The organism is Franconibacter helveticus LMG 23732 (assembly GCF_000463115.2).
Classification (GTDB): Bacteria; Pseudomonadota; Gammaproteobacteria; order Enterobacterales; family Enterobacteriaceae; genus Franconibacter; species Franconibacter helveticus.
On sequence record NZ_AWFX01000003.1, the window covers coordinates 135,019 to 153,042 of the forward strand.

The window sequence follows — 18,024 nt, forward strand, 5'->3', positions numbered from 1 at the left end:
CAGGCCTTTGAGGTTGATATGCAATACATCAAGATCCATTCGCAGGACAACGTCGCGGTAGCGCTTGCGGATCTGGCGGAAGGGGCCAGCGTAACGATCGACGATCAGACCGTTACGCTGCGTCAACCGGTGGCGCGCGGCCACAAATTTGCGCTGCGCACCATCGCTCAGGGAGAGAACGTCGTTAAATATGGTTTGCCGATCGGCCATGCGCTGGCGGAAATTCAGCCAGGCGAGCACATTCACTCTCATAACGCCCGCACTAATCTGAGCGATCTGGACGAGTACAGCTATCAACCCGACATCCACGAGCTGCAAACGCAGGCGGGCGATCGCGAAGTGCAGATCTACCGCCGCGCCAGCGGCGAAGTGGGGATCCGCAACGAACTCTGGATCCTGCCGACGGTGGGCTGCGTGAACGGCATCGCCCGGCAGATCCAGAATCGTTTCCTCAAAGAGAGCAACGACGCGGAAGGCATTGATGGCGTCTTTCTTTTCAGCCATACCTACGGCTGCTCCCAACTGGGCGACGACCACATCAACACCCGCACCATGTTGCAGAACATGGTACGCCACCCCAACGCGGGGGCGGTGCTGGTCATCGGCTTGGGCTGCGAGAACAACCAGGTTGACGCTTTTCGCGAAACCCTGGGCGACTTCGACCCGCAACGCGTCCACTTCATGGTCTGCCAACACCAGGAAGACGAAGTGGAAGCGGGCCTTGAGCATCTGCGCGAGCTGTATGCGGCCATGCGTAACGACAAGCGCGAACCGGGCAAGCTCAGCGAGCTGAAGTTTGGCCTGGAGTGCGGCGGTTCTGACGGCCTTTCCGGCATTACCGCCAACCCGATGCTGGGGCGCTTCTCCGATTACGTTATCGCCAACGGCGGCACTACGGTGTTGACTGAAGTGCCGGAGATGTTCGGCGCCGAGCAGATCCTGATGAGCCACTGCCGGGACGAGTCCACGTTTGAAAAAACGGTCACCATGGTGAACGACTTCAAACAGTACTTCATCGCCCATAACCAGCCGATTTACGAAAACCCGTCGCCGGGCAACAAAGCGGGCGGCATTACGACGCTCGAAGAGAAATCGCTGGGCTGTACCCAGAAAGCGGGGCAGAGCCAGGTGGTGGACGTGCTGCGTTACGGCGAGCGGCTGCAAACGCCGGGGCTGAACCTGCTGAGCGCGCCGGGCAACGACGCCGTCGCCACCAGCGCGCTGGCGGGGGCTGGCTGCCACATGGTGCTGTTCAGCACCGGTCGCGGCACGCCGTACGGCGGCTTTGTGCCAACGGTGAAAATCGCCACCAACAGCGAACTGGCGGCGAAGAAACCGCACTGGATCGACTTCGACGCCGGTCAACTGCTGCACGGCACCGCAATGCCGCAGCTGCTGGAAAAATTTGTCGATGTGATTGTCGATATCGCCAGCGGCAAGCAGACCTGCAACGAGCGTAACGACTTCCGCGAGCTGGCTATTTTCAAAAGCGGCGTAACGTTGTAAAAGCTCGCCCCTCTGTTAGCATAAAACGGCGCTTCATTAATGGAGCGCCGTTTCTTTTGCCGCTAAGGACTCTTTATGACCGCGTATTGGCTGGCCCAGGGCGTCGGCGTACTCGCTTTTCTGATTGGCATCACCACCTTTATCAACCGCGATGAGCGACGTTTTAAAATGCAGCTCGCGCTCTATAGCGCCACTATCGGCGGCCACTTCTTCCTGATGGGAGCCATGCCGGCGGGGATGAGCGCTGAACTCAACGCGTTACGAACGCTTATCTCCATGCGCACCCGCAGCCTGTGGGTCATGGCCCTTTTTATCTTCCTGACGCTGACCCTGGGGCTGGTGAAGTTACGTCATCCTATTGAACTGTTGCCGATTATCGGCACCGTCGCCAGCACCTGGGCGCTGTTTCGCTGCAAGGGGCTGACCACCCGCTGCGTCATGTGGTGTTCTACCGCCTGCTGGGTCACACATAATTTCTGGCTGGGTTCGATTGGCGGCACGCTGATTGAAGGGAGTTTTCTGGTGATGAACGGGGTAAACATTATTCGCTTCTGGCGTATGCAGAAGCGGGGTATCGACCCGTTTAAGGTTGAAAAAGCGCTTACGGAGAAAGGGTAAAGGCTGGCGACAGGCGCCGCCAGCCGCAAAGGTTAATTACGCAGCGCGTTTTGCGCCAGACGCTGGTCTTCAGCCTGGCAGGCCGCCGCGGTGAAGATAACGTCGGTGGACGAGTTCAGCGCGGTTTCGCAGGAGTCCTGCAAGACGCCGATGATAAAGCCCACCGCCACAACCTGCATCGCTACCTCGTTCGGAATGCCGAACATGTTGCATGCCAGCGGAATAAGCAGCAGCGAGCCGCCCGCCACGCCCGAAGCGCCGCAGGCGCACAGAGACGCCACGACGCTCAGCAGCAGCGCGGTCGGCAGGTCCACCGCAATGCCCAGCGTATGCACTGCCGCAAGCGTCAATACGGTAATGGTAATGGCCGCGCCCGCCATATTGATGGTCGCGCCAAGCGGAATGGAAACAGAGTAGGTATCGCGATCCAGGTTCAGTTTCTCGCACAGCGCCATGTTCACAGGGATATTAGCGGCGGAACTGCGGGTGAAGAACGCCGTGACGCCGCTTTCGCGCAGGCAGGCAAAAACCAGCGGGAAGGGGTTGCGGCGAATCTTAATAAACACGATAAGCGGGTTAATCACCAGCGCGACCAGCAGCATGCAGCCGACCAGCACCACTAACAATTGCGCGTAGCCCCAAAGCGTCGAAAAACCGGTTGTGGCGAGCGTGGAAGCGACCAGGCCGAAAATACCGATCGGCGCGAAGCGAATCACCATTTTCACCATAAACGTGACGGCGTCGGACATATCGTTAATCAGGTTTTTGGTGGTCGCATTGGCATGGCGCAACGCGAAGCCAAGACCAATCGCCCACACCAGAATGCCGATATAGTTGCCTTTAAGCAGCGCATCCACCGGGTTCGAAACCATGCTCATCAGCAGGTCGCGCAGTACTTCCACAATGCCTGAAGGCGGCGTAATTTCCGTCGCGCCGGTGGTCAAATGCAAAGTGGAGGGGAAAAGAAAGCTAAACAGCACCGCCGTCAGCGCAGCGGAAAACGTGCCCAGCAGATAAAGCCAGAGAATAGGGCGAATGTTAGTTTTTTGTCCGTGTTTGTGGTTGGCGATAGACGCCATGACCAGCATCAGCACCAGCACTGGCGCTACGGCTTTCAGGGCGCCGACGAACAACGTGCCAAGCAGGCCGACCGCGACCGCGGCAGGCGTGGAAACCCAGGCGAGCAAAATGCCGAGCACCAGGCCAATAACGATTTGTTTTACAAGGCTGCCTTGCGCCAGGCGCTGCATCAGGCCCCGTGGTTGGGATTGCGTAGTCATGCGTATTTCCTTCAGGTGTGATGTCGTTGCATCCCGTTCGTTCTCTTGGGTAACGTTTAAGCAGGATGTAACAAAAGTTTGCATAGACGAGTATAGGGAAAAGCGATCCTGAAGAAAGGGATTAGTGCTGGATTTTGATAGTCGCTCCCGTTTTTTAACTGTCTCTTAACATTATTGTGACAGTATCAACATTTCTTGATTGGGGAAGAGAGCGCAAAGAAGGGTTCGCGACAGGATATTCTTCCCGCCGAAGCGGGAAGAAATAGCATAAAAGGCGGGTTATTCCGTTACGCCTTTTTTATCGTTGCGGTGATTAACCCAGGCGTTGATCAGCAGCGTCAGCGCCAGGATGCCGCCTACCACCCCAAGCGAGATGGCGATGGGAATGTGGTAGAAATCGACAATCAGCATCTTCACGCCGATAAACACCAGTATCACCGACAAGCCATACTTCAGCATGGAGAAGCGCTCTGCGACGCCCGCCAGCAGGAAGTACATAGCGCGCAGGCCAAGGATGGCGAACAGGTTAGAAGTCAGAACGATAAACGGATCGGTGGTTACCGCGAAAATCGCCGGGATGCTGTCGACAGCGAAAATGACGTCGCTCAGCTCTACCAGAATCAGCACCAGCAGCAGCGGCGTGGCGAACAGCAACCCGTTTTTACGCACAAAGAAATGTTCGCTTTCAATGCTGTCGGTCATGCGCAAATGGCCGCGTAGCCAGCGCACCATCGGCTTGTCGCCAATCCCCGCTTCGTCCTCTTTCGCCAGCGCCATCTTCACGCCGGTAAAAAGCAGGAACGCGCCGAACACATAAAGCAGCCATTCAAACTGCGAAATCAGCCAGCTACCGGCGAAGATCATAATCGTACGCAGCACGATAGCGCCCAGCACGCCATAAATCAGCACGCGGCGCTGCAACGCAGGCGGTATAGAGAAGTAGCTGAACAGCATCAGCCAGACAAAGACGTTGTCCACCGCCAGCGCTTTTTCTATCAGATAACCGGTGAGGAAGGCGAGGGCCTGCGTATCCGCGACCGCACGGCCTTCGGTTCCGGCGAGATACCACCAGAACGCCGCGTTAAACAGCAGAGAAAGTGAAACCCAGACGATGGACCAGACAGCCGCCTGCTTCATGGACATCGTATGGACGCCACGGCGGCCCTGAAGCAGAAGGTCGATAGCCAGCATAATCACGACGACGACCGCGAAACCGCCCCACAACAGGGGAGTGCCGACACTATTCATAGGCAAAATTCCTTAAAAACAAAAAAGGCTGATATCGGAAGACATCAGCCGTTCTGCTTTCGCTGCACAGACCTTGCCTTCCGGCAAGGTCTCACTTACAAACTGAATCCCGTCATACTGCGCGCCGCAGCGGCGTTGGCTGCGCTCGTTCACCCCAGTCACTTACTTATGTAAGCTCCTGGCGCTGGATTCAGATTGCCCGGCGACCGGAAGCGTTGCTTCGTAATGACGATCGGCCGGCAATGAAGTTACTCCCCTTTGCTGGTAACAAAATATGTCGAAATATTCAGGCGATCAATTTTGTCGCTCAGCATTTACATAGCTTTACCCCTTAGCGGCTGTCTGCCGGGAAAACCACGCCCGTTTGCGCGCGAATTTCCGTCAGCAATTTCGCTGTGATCAGGCTCACTTTCAGCGCCGGATGATCTACTTGGTTAGCGCTTACTAACCCAGCGAAGGTTTCCGCTTCGTAGAGCATGGTATTGATATGCTGGCCCTGAGTCAGTTCCTGCACTCTGCCGCCGCGCGGGATAAACGTCAGGCGCTGGCATTCCGAAAGCTTCTCGATAATCAGCGAACCCGCTTCGCCCTGAATCTCGCTTGGCAGCGTCGAGTCGCTCACTTTGGAGTGCAGAAGGGTGACGTCCGCGTCACCATAGCGCAGCACCACCGTACCGTGGGCGTCTACGCCGCTTTCCAGCAAACAGGCGGAAGCGATAACGGAATCCGGTTCGCCCCAGAGCGCCACGGCGGAGGCCAGGCAGTAAAAGCCGATATCCATGATGGAGCCATTGGAAAAAGCCGGGTTAAACGTGTTTGGGTTTTCGCCGTCCAGATAGCGCTGGTAGCGCGAAGAGTACTGGCAGTAGTTAAGCAACGCTTTGCGCAGCTTGCCTACTTTCGCCAGCGCCTGTTGCAGGGCGAGGAAGTTAGGCAGGCTGGCGGTCTTAAACGCCTCAAACAGCACCACCTGGTTTTCCCGCGCGCAGTCAATAACCGTTTGCGCCTCGCGCAACGTGGAAGCCAGCGGTTTCTCGCAAATGACATGCTTTTTATGGTTCAGGAACAGGCAAGTCTGTTCCGCATGCAGGGAATTTGGGCTGGCGATATAGACGGCGTCTATCGCATCGCTTTGCGCCAGCGCCTCCAGCGAGGTAAAGAGATGCTCAACCGGGTAATCGCTGGCGAACTGCTGCGCCTGCTCAAGCGTACGGGAATAAACGGCGGTAAGTTGGTACTTGCCCGTTTCATGGGCGGCATCAACGAACTGGCGGGTGATCCAGTTCGTTCCTACAACGGCGAAACGTATCATAGACGTCTGGTTGCTCCGAAGGCTGAATAACCGTCAGAGCGTAACATGCTAAAGCTTAAAAAGTAGCGGTCTGCCGCGCAGAACCGTTATTCCCCGCCATTATCGCAGGGCAGCTGTTTTTCCCGTCCGCGCCAATGCGGATGTTATCGCCGGAAAAATGGGGAGAGCGGTGCAGAAGCTTCGCGTCCATCAGCGCGCGTACCCGGGCGAAGCGCTCGCGAAACTGAGTATATTTACCGTGGCGGAAATCCAGATCTTCCGCATTAAGCCCAATGGCGTCTATCCCGTAATGTTGAGCCAGGTAAATGGCGCGCTGGTTGTGAAACGCCTGCGAGACGATAGTTATTTTTTCTTCCCCGAAAACGTCGCGGGCGCGCACTACGGAGTCGAGCGTGGTAAAGCCTGCGTAATCGCAAAAAATGGCGGCGGACGGCACGCCTTTATTGATGAGCGCTTGTCGCATCGCCGCCGGCTCATTGTAATCCGCGTGGCGGTTATCGCCGCTTACCAGCAGCCAGGAGGCTTTGCCGGAATGCCACAGCGCCGCCGCCGCTTCAATGCGCCGCGTAAAATAGCGGTTGCCAGGCCTTGCGCCGAGCACCAGCGCCACTTTTCGGGCGGGGATAGCCTGAGCGTCGTTAAACAGCCTTTTGTTACTCGCAGCGGTAACTTGCCGGTCGGCGTAAAAGACGAGGGCGATCAGCAGCGCGGCCAGGAGCAAGCAGAACATCAGAAAATAACGCAGAACCCGCAGGTGGCGGGAAAACATCCCTGTTAAGCGCATAGAAAACTCCATGTAGTACGCGGGTGTTAAGGTTGCAGGTATAACGGGGCGACAGAAACACAGCACGCCGGTGAAGGCTTAGCTGCCCTTCAACGCCTGGTGGGTCAGCCACAGGCGGGTATCAAACTCAAGCTGATGATACTGCGGCTCCATATGGCAACAAAGCTGATAAAAGGCTTTGTTATGCTCTTTCTCTTTCAGGTGCGCCAGCTCATGCACCACGATCATCCGCAAAAAATCTTCCGGCGCGCTGCGAAACACCGTGGCGACGCGGATCTCCGCCTTCGCCTTGAGCTTGCCGCCCTGCACGCGGGAGACGGCGGTATGCAGACCCAGCGCGTTTTTTAGTACATGAATTTTATTGTCATACGCCACTTTATTCACTGGCGGCGCACTGCGCAGATAGCGGTTTTTAAGCCCCTGCACGTAATCATAAAGCGCTTTGTCGGTGGTAATGGCATGCGCCTGCGGGTAGCGTTTTTCCAGTACGTCGCCAAGCCGGTTTTGCTCAATCAACTGGCGTACCTGGGCAAGCAGCGATTCGGGATAGCCCTGAAGATAGGTAAGTGCGGTCATGGCGGCCTCGGTGGGTGAAAAAAAGGTTTACTCGCAGGTGCAATTAAGGGATAAAACGCGCGGATTTTACCATTCGGGAGGGCCGATGAGCCAGGTGGACTTATTTAATCAAACACTCACGTTGCAGCGCTTTCCGCCGATGCCGGAAGAGACGCCGCTTCAGGCCTGGGAAGCGGCGGATGACTACCTGCTGCAACAGGTCGGCGAGTGCGACGGCCCGATCCTTATTTTCAACGACAGCTTTGGCGCGCTCGCCTGCGCGCTGGCGGATAAACGGCCGGTAAGCATCAGCGATTCGTTTATCGCGCAACAGGCCACGCGCCACAATCTGCGCCTTAACGACATTGACGAGGCGCAGGTTACCTTGTCAGACAGCCTGAGCCCGCTGCCTGAAGCGCCTGCGCTGGTATTAATTAAAATTCCAAAGCAGTTGGCCCTGCTGGAGCAGCAACTGCGCGCGTTGCGCCGCGTCGTTACGTCGCAAACGCGAATTATCGCCGGGGCGAAAGCGCGGGATATTCATAACTCCACGCTGGCGTTGTTTGAAAAAATTCTCGGGCCGACCACCACCACGCTCGCCTGGAAAAAAGCGCGTTTGATCCACTGTACTTTCAGCGAACCTGCGCTGGCTGACGCGCCAGAGACGCAAAGCTGGAAGCTCGATGGCACGCCGTGGCTCATCCATAACCATGCGAACGTTTTTTCCCGGTCGAGCCTGGATATCGGCGCGCGCTTTTTCCTGCAACATTTGCCAGAGAATGTGGAAGGCGAGGTGGTGGATCTCGGCTGCGGAAATGGTGTGATTGGCCTGCAACTGCTGGCGCAAAACCCGCAGGCGCGGGTGCGTTTTGTTGATGAGTCTTATATGGCGGTCGCGTCAAGCCGTCTTAACGTCGAAACTAACCTGCCTGATGATATGGCGCGCTGCGACTTTATGGTTAATAACGCGCTGACAGGCGTTGAGGCGGAAAGCTTCCACGCGGTGTTATGCAACCCGCCGTTTCATCAACAGCACGCCATCACCGACCATATCGCCTGGCAGATGTTTCAGGACGCCCGCCGCTGCCTGAAGTGGGGCGGTGAGCTGCGCATCGTCGGCAATCGTCATCTGGATTACTTTCGCAAGCTGAAGAAAATTTTCGGCAACTGTACGACGGTTGCTACCAACAATAAGTTTGTCGTACTCAAAGCGGTGAAGCTGCGCAAGAGTCGATAACCGGTAAGCGGAGCGCCGGGCGGGGTTCGCTTTCGTTAACCATGCCGGGGCAGTGAAGGGTTCCGTTCGCCGGAGCGTTGCATGCCTCTGCCAGCGTTCATCACGCGAACGTGTTAAGGAGGCCCCCTTAACAATCCTGGCTCGCGGCAGAAGGGCAGCCGCAAAAAAGCCACTCCCCATCAGCGGCGTCTGTTGGGCGCTGCGCGGCGGGGTTTGCTTTTGTTAACCATGTGGGGGCAGTGAAAGGTTCCGTTCGCCGGAGCGTTGCATGCCTCTGCCAGCGTCCATCACGCGAACGTGTTAAGGGGGCTCGCCGCCGCCCCCTTAACAATCCCGGCTCGCGGCAGAAGGGCAGCCGCAGAAAAAACACTCTCGTCAGCGGCGTCTGGGTGACCGGCTCGCCCGGCGGGGTTCGCTTTTGTTAACCATGTGGGGGCAGTGAAAGGTTCCGTTCGCCGGAGCGTTTCATGCCTTTGCCAGCGTCCATCACGCGAACGTGTTAAGGGGGCTCGCCGCCGCCCCCTTAACAATCCCGGCTCGCGGCAGAAGGGCAGCCGCAGAAAAAACACTCCCGTCAGCGGCGTCTGGTTGACCGGCTCGCCCGGCGGGGTTCGCTTTTGTTAACGATGTGGGGGCAGTGAAAGGTTCCGTTCGCCGGAGCGTTGCATGCCTCTGCCAGCGTTCATCACGCGAACGTGTTAAGGGGCCCCCTTAACAATCCCGGCTCGCGGCAGAAGGGCGGCCGCAGAAAAACCACTCCCGTCAGCGGCGTCTGGGTGACCGGCCGCGGCAGAAGGGCAGCCGCAGAAAAGCCACTCTCCATCAGCGGCGTCTGGTTGACCGGGCGGGTTTCGCTTTCGTTAACCATGCCGGGGCGGGCTATTTCTCCGGTCTGACGCACGGCCTGTTGGGGCTGCTATTACCTTAAATCTCCAGCGCCAGCCGCGTTCCCTGGGCGATAGCCCGGCGGGCGTCCAGCTCCATCGCCACGTCGCAGCCGCCAATCAAATGCACCGCTTTACCTGCCGCACGCAGCGGCTCCGCCAGTTCGCGCTGCGGTTCCTGGCCTGCGCAAATCACCACGTTGTCCACCGCTAACACCTGCGGCTCGCCGTTGACCCGAATATGCAGCCCTTCGTCATCGATACGCTCGTAGCTCACGCCCGGCACCATTTTCACGCCGCGGGAAAGCAGCGTGGCGCGGTGGATCCAGCCGGTGGTTTTGCCAAGCCCGTCGCCCGGTTTGCTCGCCTTGCGTTGCAGCATCACTATCTGGCGCGGGCTTTTCGGCAATTGCGGCCCTTCGGCGCGCAGACCGCCTGGCGCGCGCAGGCTGGTGTCGATGCCCCATTCCACGCAAAACGCCGCCAGGTTCTGGCTGGTGGGCTCGCCCGGCTGGCTCAGATACATCGCCGTATCAAAACCGATACCGCCGCAGCCGATAATCGCTACGCGTTCGCCAACCGGCTGCTTGTCGCGTAACACATCGAGATAAGTCAGCACGCTCGGGTGATCAATCCCTTCAATCAGCGGCACGCGCGGCGCAATGCCGCAGGCCAGAACCACCTCGTCGTAATCCGCAAGCGTCGCGCCGGTTGCCGGCTGATTAAGCCGCAATTCGACGCCCGTCACCTCCAGCATGCGGCGGTAGTAGCGCAGCGTTTCATAAAACTCTTCTTTGCCAGGAATTTGCTTCGCAATGTTGAATTGCCCGCCGATTTCGGCCGCTTTATCAAACAGCGTGACGGCATGGCCGCGCTGTGCGGCGTTCACGGCAAACGCCAGCCCCGCCGGGCCTGCGCCCACGACCGCGAGGCGTTTTCGCTGCACCGCGGGTATTATCGCCATCAGGGTTTCATGGCAGGCGCGCGGGTTAACAAGGCATGAGGTCACTTTGCCGGCAAAAATCTGGTCGAGGCAGGCCTGGTTGCAGCCAATGCAGGTGTTAATTTCTTGCTCGCGGCCCTGTGCCGCCTTGCTGAGAAGTTCGGCGTCCGCCAGGAAAGGGCGCGCCATCGATACCATATCGGCGTCGCCCGCCGCCAGGATTTGCTCTGCTACCGCCGGGTCGTTAATACGGTTAGTGGTGACGAGCGGGATCTTCACATGGCCGCGCAGTTTCCGGGTCACCCAACTGAAGGCGCCGCGCGGCACAGGGGTGGCGATAGTGGGAATACGCGCTTCGTGCCAGCCAATGCCGGTGTTGATAAGCGTCGCGCCTGCCGCTTCGATGGCCTGCGCCAGCTGCACCGTCTCGTCAAATGTCGAGCCGCCTTCCACCAGGTCAAGCATGGAAAGACGATAAATAATGATAAACGCTTCGCCCACGCGTTCGCGCACCGCTCGCACCACGTCAGTTGCAAAACGCATTCTGCGGGGGTAATCGCCGCCCCATTCATCTTCGCGCTGGTTCGTGCGCGCCGTGAGGAACTGATTAATCAGATAGCCTTCCGACCCCATAATCTCCACGCCGTCGTACCCCGCTTCGCGGGCAAGCGCCGCGCATTGCGCGAAATCGTTTATCAGCGCCAGGATTTCATCATGAGTCAGGGCATGAGGCTTGAAGCGGTTGATGGGCGCTTGTAAGGCGGAAGGGGCGACCGGATGCGGCTGGTAGCTGTAGCGGCCAGTGTGCAGAATTTGCAGGGCGATTTTTCCCCCTTCGCGATGTACGGCATGGGTCACCGCCTGATGCGGCGCAAGCTGGCTTGCGCTATTGAGCGTTGCGCCGCCTTCCAGCGCCACGCCGGAAGCGGAAGGCGCTATGCCGCCAGTCACAATCAACGCCACGCCGTGTCGCGCGCGCTCGGCGTAAAAAGCCGCCAGCCGTTCGGCGCCGTCGGGGCGTTCTTCAAGGCCGGTATGCATGGAACCCATCAGCACGCGGTTTTTTAGCTGCGTAAAACCAAGATCCAGCGGGGCGAACAGCGAAGGGTAGCTCATCATTACGCTCACTAATGTAAAATAATTGTTATGTGGTCGGATGAGTTAATGAATAATCTATCGGCTGATAAAAGGGAAAAGGGGGAGCGAATGATTGTGATGGGATTCAAACTTCACAGCGCGGGAATGTGAATACGCAAAGCCAAAGGCGGGTTAGCGCAGCGCCACCCGCCTCTGCGTACAAGATTAAATCCGCGCTGCCGCCTGCTTCGGCGCAAGCCCTGGCGCGCGCCACAGAGAGGTGGTCAGCCCGCTGTCCACCAGCCCCAGCTGGTCGGCATAGACCGCCTGCCACTTTTGCATCATCTGGTCGTAAAGCTCGCGATGCGCCGGGTTGGGCGTGAATTCGCGGCTCCACTGCACCAGCCGCTCGCCGGTGGCGGCAAGGTCGTCATAAAGCCCGGCTCCCACGCCCGCGGCGATGGCGCAGCCGAGCGCGGTCGCCTCTTTCACCACCGGCACCCGCACCGGCAGGCCGGTTACGTCGCTTAAAATCTGGCTCCAGAGCGCCCCTTTCGCGCCGCCGCCAGCAAAAACCAGCGAATCAAACGTCACGCCGGAAAAGCCGGAAATCTGCGCCAGGTTGCAGGCGGAGACTATCGCCGCGTTCTCTTCAAGCGCACGGAATAGCGTGGCTTTGTTGCATTTCTCCGGATCGATGGAGAGGTTAATAAACGACGGCGCGGCGTGATACCACTCTTTAAAATGCATGGCGTCGGAGAAAATCGGCATTACGCCGTGCGAGCCTGCCGGTACACGGCTCGCCATCTCTTCAAGCAGGGCATAGGTGTCGGTGCCGAGCCGTTCGGCAATCAGTTTCTCTTCGGCGCAAAAAGCGTCGCGGAACCAGCGCATGGTCAGCCCGGTGAAGAAACTGATGGATTCCGCCTGCACCATGCCGTGGATCACGTGCGGGTTAATGCGAATGTTCATCTCCGGGTCGGTGCGAATGGCGGGCAGGTTGACCACCTGCTGCCAGAAGGTGCCGCCGAGAATCGCCGTTTGCCCGGCGCGCACCACGCCCAGGCCAAGACAGCCAAGCTGCACGTCGCCGCCGCCCATCACCACCGGCGTGCCTTCACGCAGGCCGCTTTGCGCCGCCGCCTGCGCCGTTACGCTGCCTAAAAGCGTACCGGTCTCTTTTACCGGTGAGAGCATATCCGCGCGCAGCCCCGCCATATCCAGCAGGGCGGGCCGCCAGTCGCGGGTGTTGAGGTCGAGCATGCCGGTGGTGCCTGCGTTCGACGGATCTACCGCCAGTTCGCCGGAAAGCTTCGCCGCCAGCCAGTCGCTTATCATGGTGACGGTCGCGGCCCGGCGGTAAATGTCGGGGCGGTGATGAGCAAGCCAGAGCAGGCGCGGCATGGCGCTTAAAGCCAGCGTCTGGCCGGAAACCTGATAAACCTCCGACTCAAACTGGTTGTCATGAATTTCTTTTAGCTCCGCCACCTCCACGCTTGCGCGGGCATCCACGTTGGCGCAGGCCCAGATGGGGTCGCCGTTGCGGTCGTACAGCACAATGCCTTCGCGCATGGAACAACAAGCGATGGAAGCGATATCGCTGGCGTTAAGGTTGGCCTGCTGTAGCGCCTGGTGAATGCAGCGGCAGGCGAGCTGCCAGTTGGTGTCGAGGTCGAATTCCATGGAGCCTGGCACGTCCGCCACGCTCAGGTGCTTCCACTCCGCCTGGCCGACCGCTATCTGGCGGCCGGAAAGGTCGAAAATCACGGCGCGGATGCTCCCTGTTCCGGCGTCTAACGCTAAAAGATAACTCATCGACTTGCCTCGCTGTTGTGGCGGCGCGGCAAGCCGTGGCGTTTACCCCGCCAGGGCAAGCACAGCGCGCGCTGTCGCTTCTTCCGTCACCAGGCCGTTGATCCGCTGGCCCAATAGTGCGGCATAAATCGCATCCGCTTTCTCTTCGCCGCCCGCCACGCCGATGATAGTGGGCAGTTGCGCCAGCTCGTCGAGCGTGACGCCGAGCAGTTCGCGGTGGATCTCAAGCGCTTCCACTTTCTGGCCGTCAGCCTGAAGGAAGTAGCCAAGGATGTCGCCCACCGCTCCTTTACGGGCGAACATCAGCTGTTCGCCTTCGCTGATATAGCCCGAGCGCAAAATAGTGGCGTCGCGCTTCTGGTTGACCGAGCCGATGCCGACGACCGCTACGTCTGCGGCCGTTGCCGCGAGGATCACATCGCGCACGCTGGATTCGCGCTTGAGGATCCCGGCGACATCGGCAGAGGAGACCCGCAGCGGCGCCGGGATCATGCTGACACTACAGGCGGCGTCGAGCTGGCCGATGCCGGTCATATAAGGCCCTACGCCGCCGGATAGCGTCACCAGGCGGATCTGCTGCGAGCCGATAAAACCGCTTAAATGTTGCAGGCAGCTCATGGTGGTTTCGCCAAACCCCACCGCCAGTAGCTGGCCTGGCTGCAATACGCCCATTAAGGACTGCGCCGCGCCGATGCCAAGACGCGTGGTCATCGACGGCGTGTTCTGCGCGGGCAGCACGCGGGCAAGCTTCAGCCCGAAGCGCTCCGCCAGCGCCGTTTCCAGCGCCAGGCAGCCTTCATAGCGCGAATTGATCTGCACGCGGATCACCCCGGACTGCCGCCCTTTCTCCAGCAGGCGGGAGATCTTAAGTCGCGGCAAGCCGAGCCGCTCGCCAATATCGTTTTGCGTAAGCCCGTCGTGGTAATAAGACCAGGCGACCCGCGCCAGCAACTCTTCTTCCGCCATCGCCAGCCCGGCGAACCGTCCTTCTTCTGCTTTTTTCTCGCTCATAACTGAACTCTTATCAAAATTTAGATCATATGTTCGACCCTGCCCGGTGAGAATTTGTGAAGCGCCCGACAAAAAGATCATTTTGCCTGTGCTTTCCCAAGGAGCTGATCTAATGCGTGAAAGTGTGATCCCTGCACGGTTGTAAATATAGTTCACCGACTACGCTTTTGAACATTATTAAATTCAAAAATCTTTTGTTCAAATCCGGAGCGAAGATGATTAACCCAAACCCTCTGCTTGAAGCGCGCGCTATCAGTAAGCAATTCTCGGGCGTTCCGGTATTAAAAGGCATCGATTTTACGCTGCTGCCAGGCCAGGTGCATGCGCTGCTCGGCGGCAACGGGGCCGGGAAATCAACCCTGATGAAGATCATCGCAGGCGTAGAGACGCCGGACAGCGGCGAACTGGTGATTAACGGCAAAGCCTGGGCGCGCCTGAAGCCTTCACAGGCGCATGAGCAAGGCATTTATCTGGTGCCCCAGGAGCCGATGCTGTTTCCTAATCTCAGCGTGAAAGAGAACATTTTGTTTCGCCTTTCGCAAAAGCCCGACGCGATAGCGCGGCTGAACGAAAAGCTCGCGCAGCTCGACTGCCACCTTAACTTACAGGCCAGCGCCAGCACGCTGGAGGTGGCGGACCAGCAGATGGTGGAGATCCTGCGCGGGCTGATGCGCGAGGCGAAAATCCTGATCCTTGATGAACCGACCGCCTCGCTCACCCCAGGCGAAACCGAACGGCTGTTCCGGCAGATCCGCGCGTTGCAGGCGCTTGGCGTCGGCATTGTGTTTATCTCCCATAAGCTTCCCGAAATCCGCGCGCTGGCAAACCATATCTCCGTTATGCGCGACGGCGCCGTGGTGCTTGAAGGCGAAACCGCAATTTTGACTAACGAACAGTTAATTAACGCCATGACCCCGGTCAGCCGGGAACGTCAGCTTAGCGATACGCAGAAGCTCTGGCTGGCGCTGCCCGGCAACCGCCGCACCCAGCCGCAGGATTTCCCGGTGCTGCGCGTGGAGTCGCTTACCGGTGAGGGCTTTCTCGACCTGAACTTTGAAATTTACGCAGGCGAGATAGTCGGGCTTGCGGGGCTGGTTGGCTCCGGGCGCACCGAGCTTGCCGAAACCCTTTATGGCCTGCGGCCCGCCCGCGCCGGACGCGTCTGGCTTGAGAACCGCGAACTTGGCCGCGACACCACCAAAGCGCGGCTTGCGCGCGGGCTGGTTTATCTGCCGGAAGACAGGCAGGTTTCCGGGCTGTTTCTGGATGCGCCGGTGCGCTGGAACACGGTGGCGCTTAACGAACCTTCCCCCTGGCAGCAGCACCAGCGCGAGGCGGCGGTGGTGGAGCGCTATCACCGCGCCCTCGGCATCCGGCTTAACCATGCTGACCAGCCGGTACGCACGCTCTCCGGCGGCAATCAGCAAAAGGTGCTGCTGGCCCGCTGTCTGGAGGCGAACCCGCTGTTGCTGATTGTGGATGAGCCAACGCGCGGCGTGGATGTCTCGGCCCGCGCCGATATCTACCAGCTGATAAAAAGCGTCGCCGCGCAAAACGTGGCGGTGTTGATGATTTCAAGCGACCTCGACGAGTTTCCGGGGCTGGCGGATCGGGTGCTGGTGATGCATCAGGGGGCGCTCAGCGGCGAACTTGCCAAATCGACCGTCTCGGTTGAGAGAATGATGAAGCTCGCTTTCGGAGGAACTCACGTATGAAGACTTTGCTGCGTAACCGCGAGCTGAGCGCCTTTCTGGCTATTCTCGCCCTGTTTGTGGTGCTGGTGGCGCTTAACCACAGCTACTTCAGTCTGCAAACGCTGTCGATGATTTTCAGCAGCGCGCAAATCCTCATCCTGCTGGCGATGGGGGCGGCGCTGGTCATGCTGACGCGCAATATCGACGTTTCCGTCGGCTCCACGCTTGGGCTATGCGCCATCGCCGTCGGGGTGGCGCTTAATAACGGCTACAGCCTGCCGCTGGCCATGCTCTTTGCGCTGGGCATCGGCGCGCTGTGCGGCTTGTTCAACGGCGTGCTGGTGGTGGGGCTGCGGATCCCGGCGATTGTCGCCACCCTCGGCACGCTCGGGCTTTACCGCGGCGGCATGCTGCTGTGGACGGGCGGCAAATGGATTGAGGGGCTGCCCGCCAGCCTGAAAGCGCTTTCCGAACCGCTCGCATTCGGCATTTCGCCGCTGGGGCTGATGGTGCTGGCGCTGCTCGCGCTGGGCGCCTGGATACTGTCGAAAACCGCTTTCGGGCGCGATTTTTACGCGGTAGGCGATAACCTGGCCGCGGCGCGTCAGCTTGGCGTGGCGGTGAACCGCACCCGGCTGCTGGCGTTCACCTTCAACGGCATGCTGGCGGCGCTTGGCGGCATTATCTTCGCCTCGCAGATTGGCTTTGTGCCTAACCAGACCGGCAGCGGGCTGGAGATGAAAGCCATCGCCGCCTGCGTGCTCGGCGGCATTTCGCTGCTGGGCGGCACCGGCACGCTGATTGGCGCGTTTCTCGGCGCCTTTTTCCTCACGCAAATCGACACCGTGCTGGTGCTCTTTAAGCTGCCCGCCTGGTGGAATGATTTTATCGCGGGCCTGGTGCTGCTTGGCGTGCTGGTGCTCGACGGACGCCTGCGCCAGGCGCTGGCGCGTCATCAGCGGGCGCTGAAGTACAGCCGTTTTGTGCCAGGCAACACGGGGGCGAAAAACGTCACCCCTTTTCCCGGTCGCAAAAGCAAAAAGGAGGTGGCGTAAATGAAGCTTAACTGGGAAGGGGCGCTGCTCGCCCTGCTGGTGGTGGAGATCCTGCTGTTCGGCGCGTTCAACCCGCGCATGCTTGATATCAACATGCTGCTCTTCAGCACCAGCGATTTTATCTGCATCGGCATCGTGGCGCTGCCGTTGACGCTGGTCATTATCAGCGGCGGCATCGATATTTCCCTCGGTTCCACCATCGGCCTGTGCGCTATTGCGCTGGGGGTGATGATGCAGGCGGGGCTGCCGATGGCGGCGGCGGTGCCGCTCACGCTTGCGCTCGGCCTGCTTTGCGGGCTGCTGAACGCCGCGCTTATTCACTACACCGGCATTAGCCCGCTGGTGATCACGCTCGGCACGCTCTACCTCTACGGCGGCGGCGCGCTGCTGCTTTCAGGCTTCGCCGGGGCGACTGGCTTTGAGGGCATTGGCGGCTTCCCGGACGCCTTCACCGCCTTCGCCAACCTGACGGTTTTCGGTCTGCCGGTGCCGCTGGCGCTGTTTCTGGTTATCACGCTGCTTTTCTGGGTGCTGGCGCACAAGGCGCGCTTTGGCCGCCATCTCTTTTTGCTGGGGCAGAACCCGCGCGCGGCGCGCTACGCGGCGATGCCGGTAAACGGCATGCTTTACGGCGTTTATGGCCTGGTGGGGCTTGCCTGCGCCGTCGCCGCGCTGGTGCTGGTCTCTTATTTCGGCTCGGCGCGCTCGGATTTAGGGCGCGATCTGCTGATGCCTGCGCTGACGGCGGCGGTGCTGGGCGGGGCGAATATTTACGGCGGCTCCGGCTCCGTCATCGGCACGGCGGTTGCGGCGCTGCTGGTGGGGTATCTGCAACAGGGGCTGCAAATGGCAGGCATCGCCAGTCAGGTGTCGAGTGCGCTTTCCGGCGCGTTGTTGATTGTGGTGGTGATTGGCCGTTCGGCGAGTTTGCACCGTGAAACGCTGCGTGCGGCCTGGCGCCGCTGGCTGGCGCGACGCGGTGCGGTTAACCAATCAGGAGCTTAA

At 59.4% G+C, this 18,024-nt stretch carries 14 protein-coding genes; 6 read left to right on the forward strand and 8 right to left on the reverse strand.

Annotated features, from left to right (window positions below):
- Window positions 1–18: 18 nt before the first annotated feature.
- Together DW56_RS00715 and DW56_RS00720 are read left to right on the forward strand one after the other, a co-directional pair.
- Window positions 19–1,506: a UxaA family hydrolase gene (locus tag DW56_RS00715; protein WP_024552646.1), complete on the forward strand. Its 1,488-nt coding sequence runs from the start codon at window positions 19–21 to the stop codon at window positions 1,504–1,506.
- Between the two features lie 75 nt (window positions 1,507–1,581).
- Window positions 1,582–2,124 (forward strand): YgjV family protein, encoded by a 543-nt coding sequence (locus DW56_RS00720; protein ID WP_024552645.1) that lies wholly within the window; start codon window positions 1,582–1,584, stop codon window positions 2,122–2,124.
- A 32-nt stretch (window positions 2,125–2,156) separates the two neighbouring features.
- On the opposite strand, the gene sstT is transcribed toward DW56_RS00720, so the two are convergent.
- The 5 genes from sstT to DW56_RS00745 all read right to left on the reverse strand — a co-directional run bounded on the left by sstT (window position 2,157) and on the right by DW56_RS00745 (window position 7,324).
- A complete protein-coding gene (gene sstT, locus DW56_RS00725) occupies window positions 2,157–3,404 on the reverse strand; it encodes a serine/threonine transporter SstT (protein ID WP_024552644.1) in 1,248 nt (415 codons plus the stop codon).
- A 279-nt stretch (window positions 3,405–3,683) separates the two neighbouring features.
- Window positions 3,684–4,652 carry a TerC family protein gene (locus tag DW56_RS00730; protein WP_024552643.1) on the reverse strand — a complete coding sequence of 323 codons (969 nt, stop codon included), beginning with the start codon at window positions 4,650–4,652 and terminating at the stop codon, window positions 3,684–3,686.
- Between the two features lie 331 nt (window positions 4,653–4,983).
- Window positions 4,984–5,964, reverse strand: coding sequence for a Gfo/Idh/MocA family protein (locus tag DW56_RS00735; RefSeq protein WP_024552642.1), 981 nt, complete (start codon window positions 5,962–5,964; stop codon window positions 4,984–4,986).
- A gap of 55 nt (window positions 5,965–6,019) precedes the next feature.
- Window positions 6,020–6,748, reverse strand: coding sequence for a SanA/YdcF family protein (locus DW56_RS00740; protein ID WP_024552641.1), 729 nt, complete (start codon window positions 6,746–6,748; stop codon window positions 6,020–6,022).
- Between the two features lie 78 nt (window positions 6,749–6,826).
- Window positions 6,827–7,324 (reverse strand): M48 metallopeptidase family protein, encoded by a 498-nt coding sequence (locus tag DW56_RS00745; protein WP_024552640.1) that lies wholly within the window; start codon window positions 7,322–7,324, stop codon window positions 6,827–6,829.
- An 85-nt stretch (window positions 7,325–7,409) separates the two neighbouring features.
- Here DW56_RS00745 and rlmG point away from each other — a divergent pair, with 85 nt between their 5' ends.
- Entirely contained in the window at window positions 7,410–8,540 is a 1,131-nt protein-coding gene (rlmG, locus tag DW56_RS00750; protein WP_024552639.1) for a 23S rRNA (guanine(1835)-N(2))-methyltransferase RlmG, read from the forward strand.
- Window positions 8,541–9,464: 924 nt separating this feature from the next.
- Here the strand turns inward: rlmG and DW56_RS00760 are convergent.
- From DW56_RS00760 to lsrR, 3 genes are all read right to left on the reverse strand, one after another.
- Entirely contained in the window at window positions 9,465–11,486 is a 2,022-nt protein-coding gene (locus tag DW56_RS00760; RefSeq protein WP_024554125.1) for an oxidoreductase, read from the reverse strand.
- 183 nt (window positions 11,487–11,669) lie between these two features.
- On the reverse strand, window positions 11,670–13,259 hold the full coding sequence (gene lsrK / locus DW56_RS00765) for an autoinducer-2 kinase (RefSeq protein ID WP_024554126.1): 1,590 nt from the start codon (window positions 13,257–13,259) through the stop codon (window positions 11,670–11,672).
- 42 nt (window positions 13,260–13,301) lie between these two features.
- Entirely contained in the window at window positions 13,302–14,270 is a 969-nt protein-coding gene (gene lsrR / locus DW56_RS00770) for a transcriptional regulator LsrR (RefSeq protein WP_024554127.1), read from the reverse strand.
- A gap of 215 nt (window positions 14,271–14,485) precedes the next feature.
- Between lsrR and lsrA the strand changes: the two genes are divergently transcribed.
- The 3 genes from lsrA to lsrD are packed head-to-tail and all read left to right on the forward strand — an operon-like array spanning window position 14,486 to window position 18,024.
- Complete coding sequence (gene lsrA, locus DW56_RS00775; RefSeq protein WP_029697421.1) at window positions 14,486–15,985, forward strand: autoinducer 2 ABC transporter ATP-binding protein LsrA; 1,500 nt, start codon at window positions 14,486–14,488, stop codon at window positions 15,983–15,985.
- Window positions 15,982–17,019 (forward strand): autoinducer 2 ABC transporter permease LsrC, encoded by a 1,038-nt coding sequence (gene lsrC / locus DW56_RS00780; RefSeq protein WP_024554129.1) that lies wholly within the window; start codon window positions 15,982–15,984, stop codon window positions 17,017–17,019. The genes lsrA and lsrC overlap by 4 nt, the downstream gene beginning before the upstream one ends.
- A complete protein-coding gene (gene lsrD / locus DW56_RS00785) occupies window positions 17,020–18,024 on the forward strand; it encodes an autoinducer 2 ABC transporter permease LsrD (protein WP_024554130.1) in 1,005 nt (334 codons plus the stop codon).

Excerpts from the sequence above, each read along its gene's own strand:
- DW56_RS00715 (WP_024552646.1), top strand. The coding sequence starts at position 19 with ATGCAATACATCAAGATCCATTCGCAGGACAACGTCGCGGTAGCGCTT.
- DW56_RS00720 (WP_024552645.1), top strand. The coding sequence starts at position 1,582 with ATGACCGCGTATTGGCTGGCCCAGGGCGTCGGCGTACTCGCTTTTCTG.
- sstT (WP_024552644.1), bottom strand. The coding sequence starts at position 3,404 with ATGACTACGCAATCCCAACCACGGGGCCTGATGCAGCGCCTGGCGCAA.
- DW56_RS00730 (WP_024552643.1), bottom strand. The coding sequence starts at position 4,652 with ATGAATAGTGTCGGCACTCCCCTGTTGTGGGGCGGTTTCGCGGTCGTC.
- DW56_RS00735 (WP_024552642.1), bottom strand. The coding sequence starts at position 5,964 with ATGATACGTTTCGCCGTTGTAGGAACGAACTGGATCACCCGCCAGTTC.
- DW56_RS00740 (WP_024552641.1), bottom strand. The coding sequence starts at position 6,748 with ATGCGCTTAACAGGGATGTTTTCCCGCCACCTGCGGGTTCTGCGTTAT.
- DW56_RS00745 (WP_024552640.1), bottom strand. The coding sequence starts at position 7,324 with ATGACCGCACTTACCTATCTTCAGGGCTATCCCGAATCGCTGCTTGCC.
- rlmG (WP_024552639.1), top strand. The coding sequence starts at position 7,410 with ATGAGCCAGGTGGACTTATTTAATCAAACACTCACGTTGCAGCGCTTT.
- DW56_RS00760 (WP_024554125.1), bottom strand. The coding sequence starts at position 11,486 with ATGATGAGCTACCCTTCGCTGTTCGCCCCGCTGGATCTTGGTTTTACG.
- lsrK (WP_024554126.1), bottom strand. The coding sequence starts at position 13,259 with ATGAGTTATCTTTTAGCGTTAGACGCCGGAACAGGGAGCATCCGCGCC.
- lsrR (WP_024554127.1), bottom strand. The coding sequence starts at position 14,270 with ATGAGCGAGAAAAAAGCAGAAGAAGGACGGTTCGCCGGGCTGGCGATG.
- lsrA (WP_029697421.1), top strand. The coding sequence starts at position 14,486 with ATGATTAACCCAAACCCTCTGCTTGAAGCGCGCGCTATCAGTAAGCAA.
- lsrC (WP_024554129.1), top strand. The coding sequence starts at position 15,982 with ATGAAGACTTTGCTGCGTAACCGCGAGCTGAGCGCCTTTCTGGCTATT.
- lsrD (WP_024554130.1), top strand. The coding sequence starts at position 17,020 with ATGAAGCTTAACTGGGAAGGGGCGCTGCTCGCCCTGCTGGTGGTGGAG.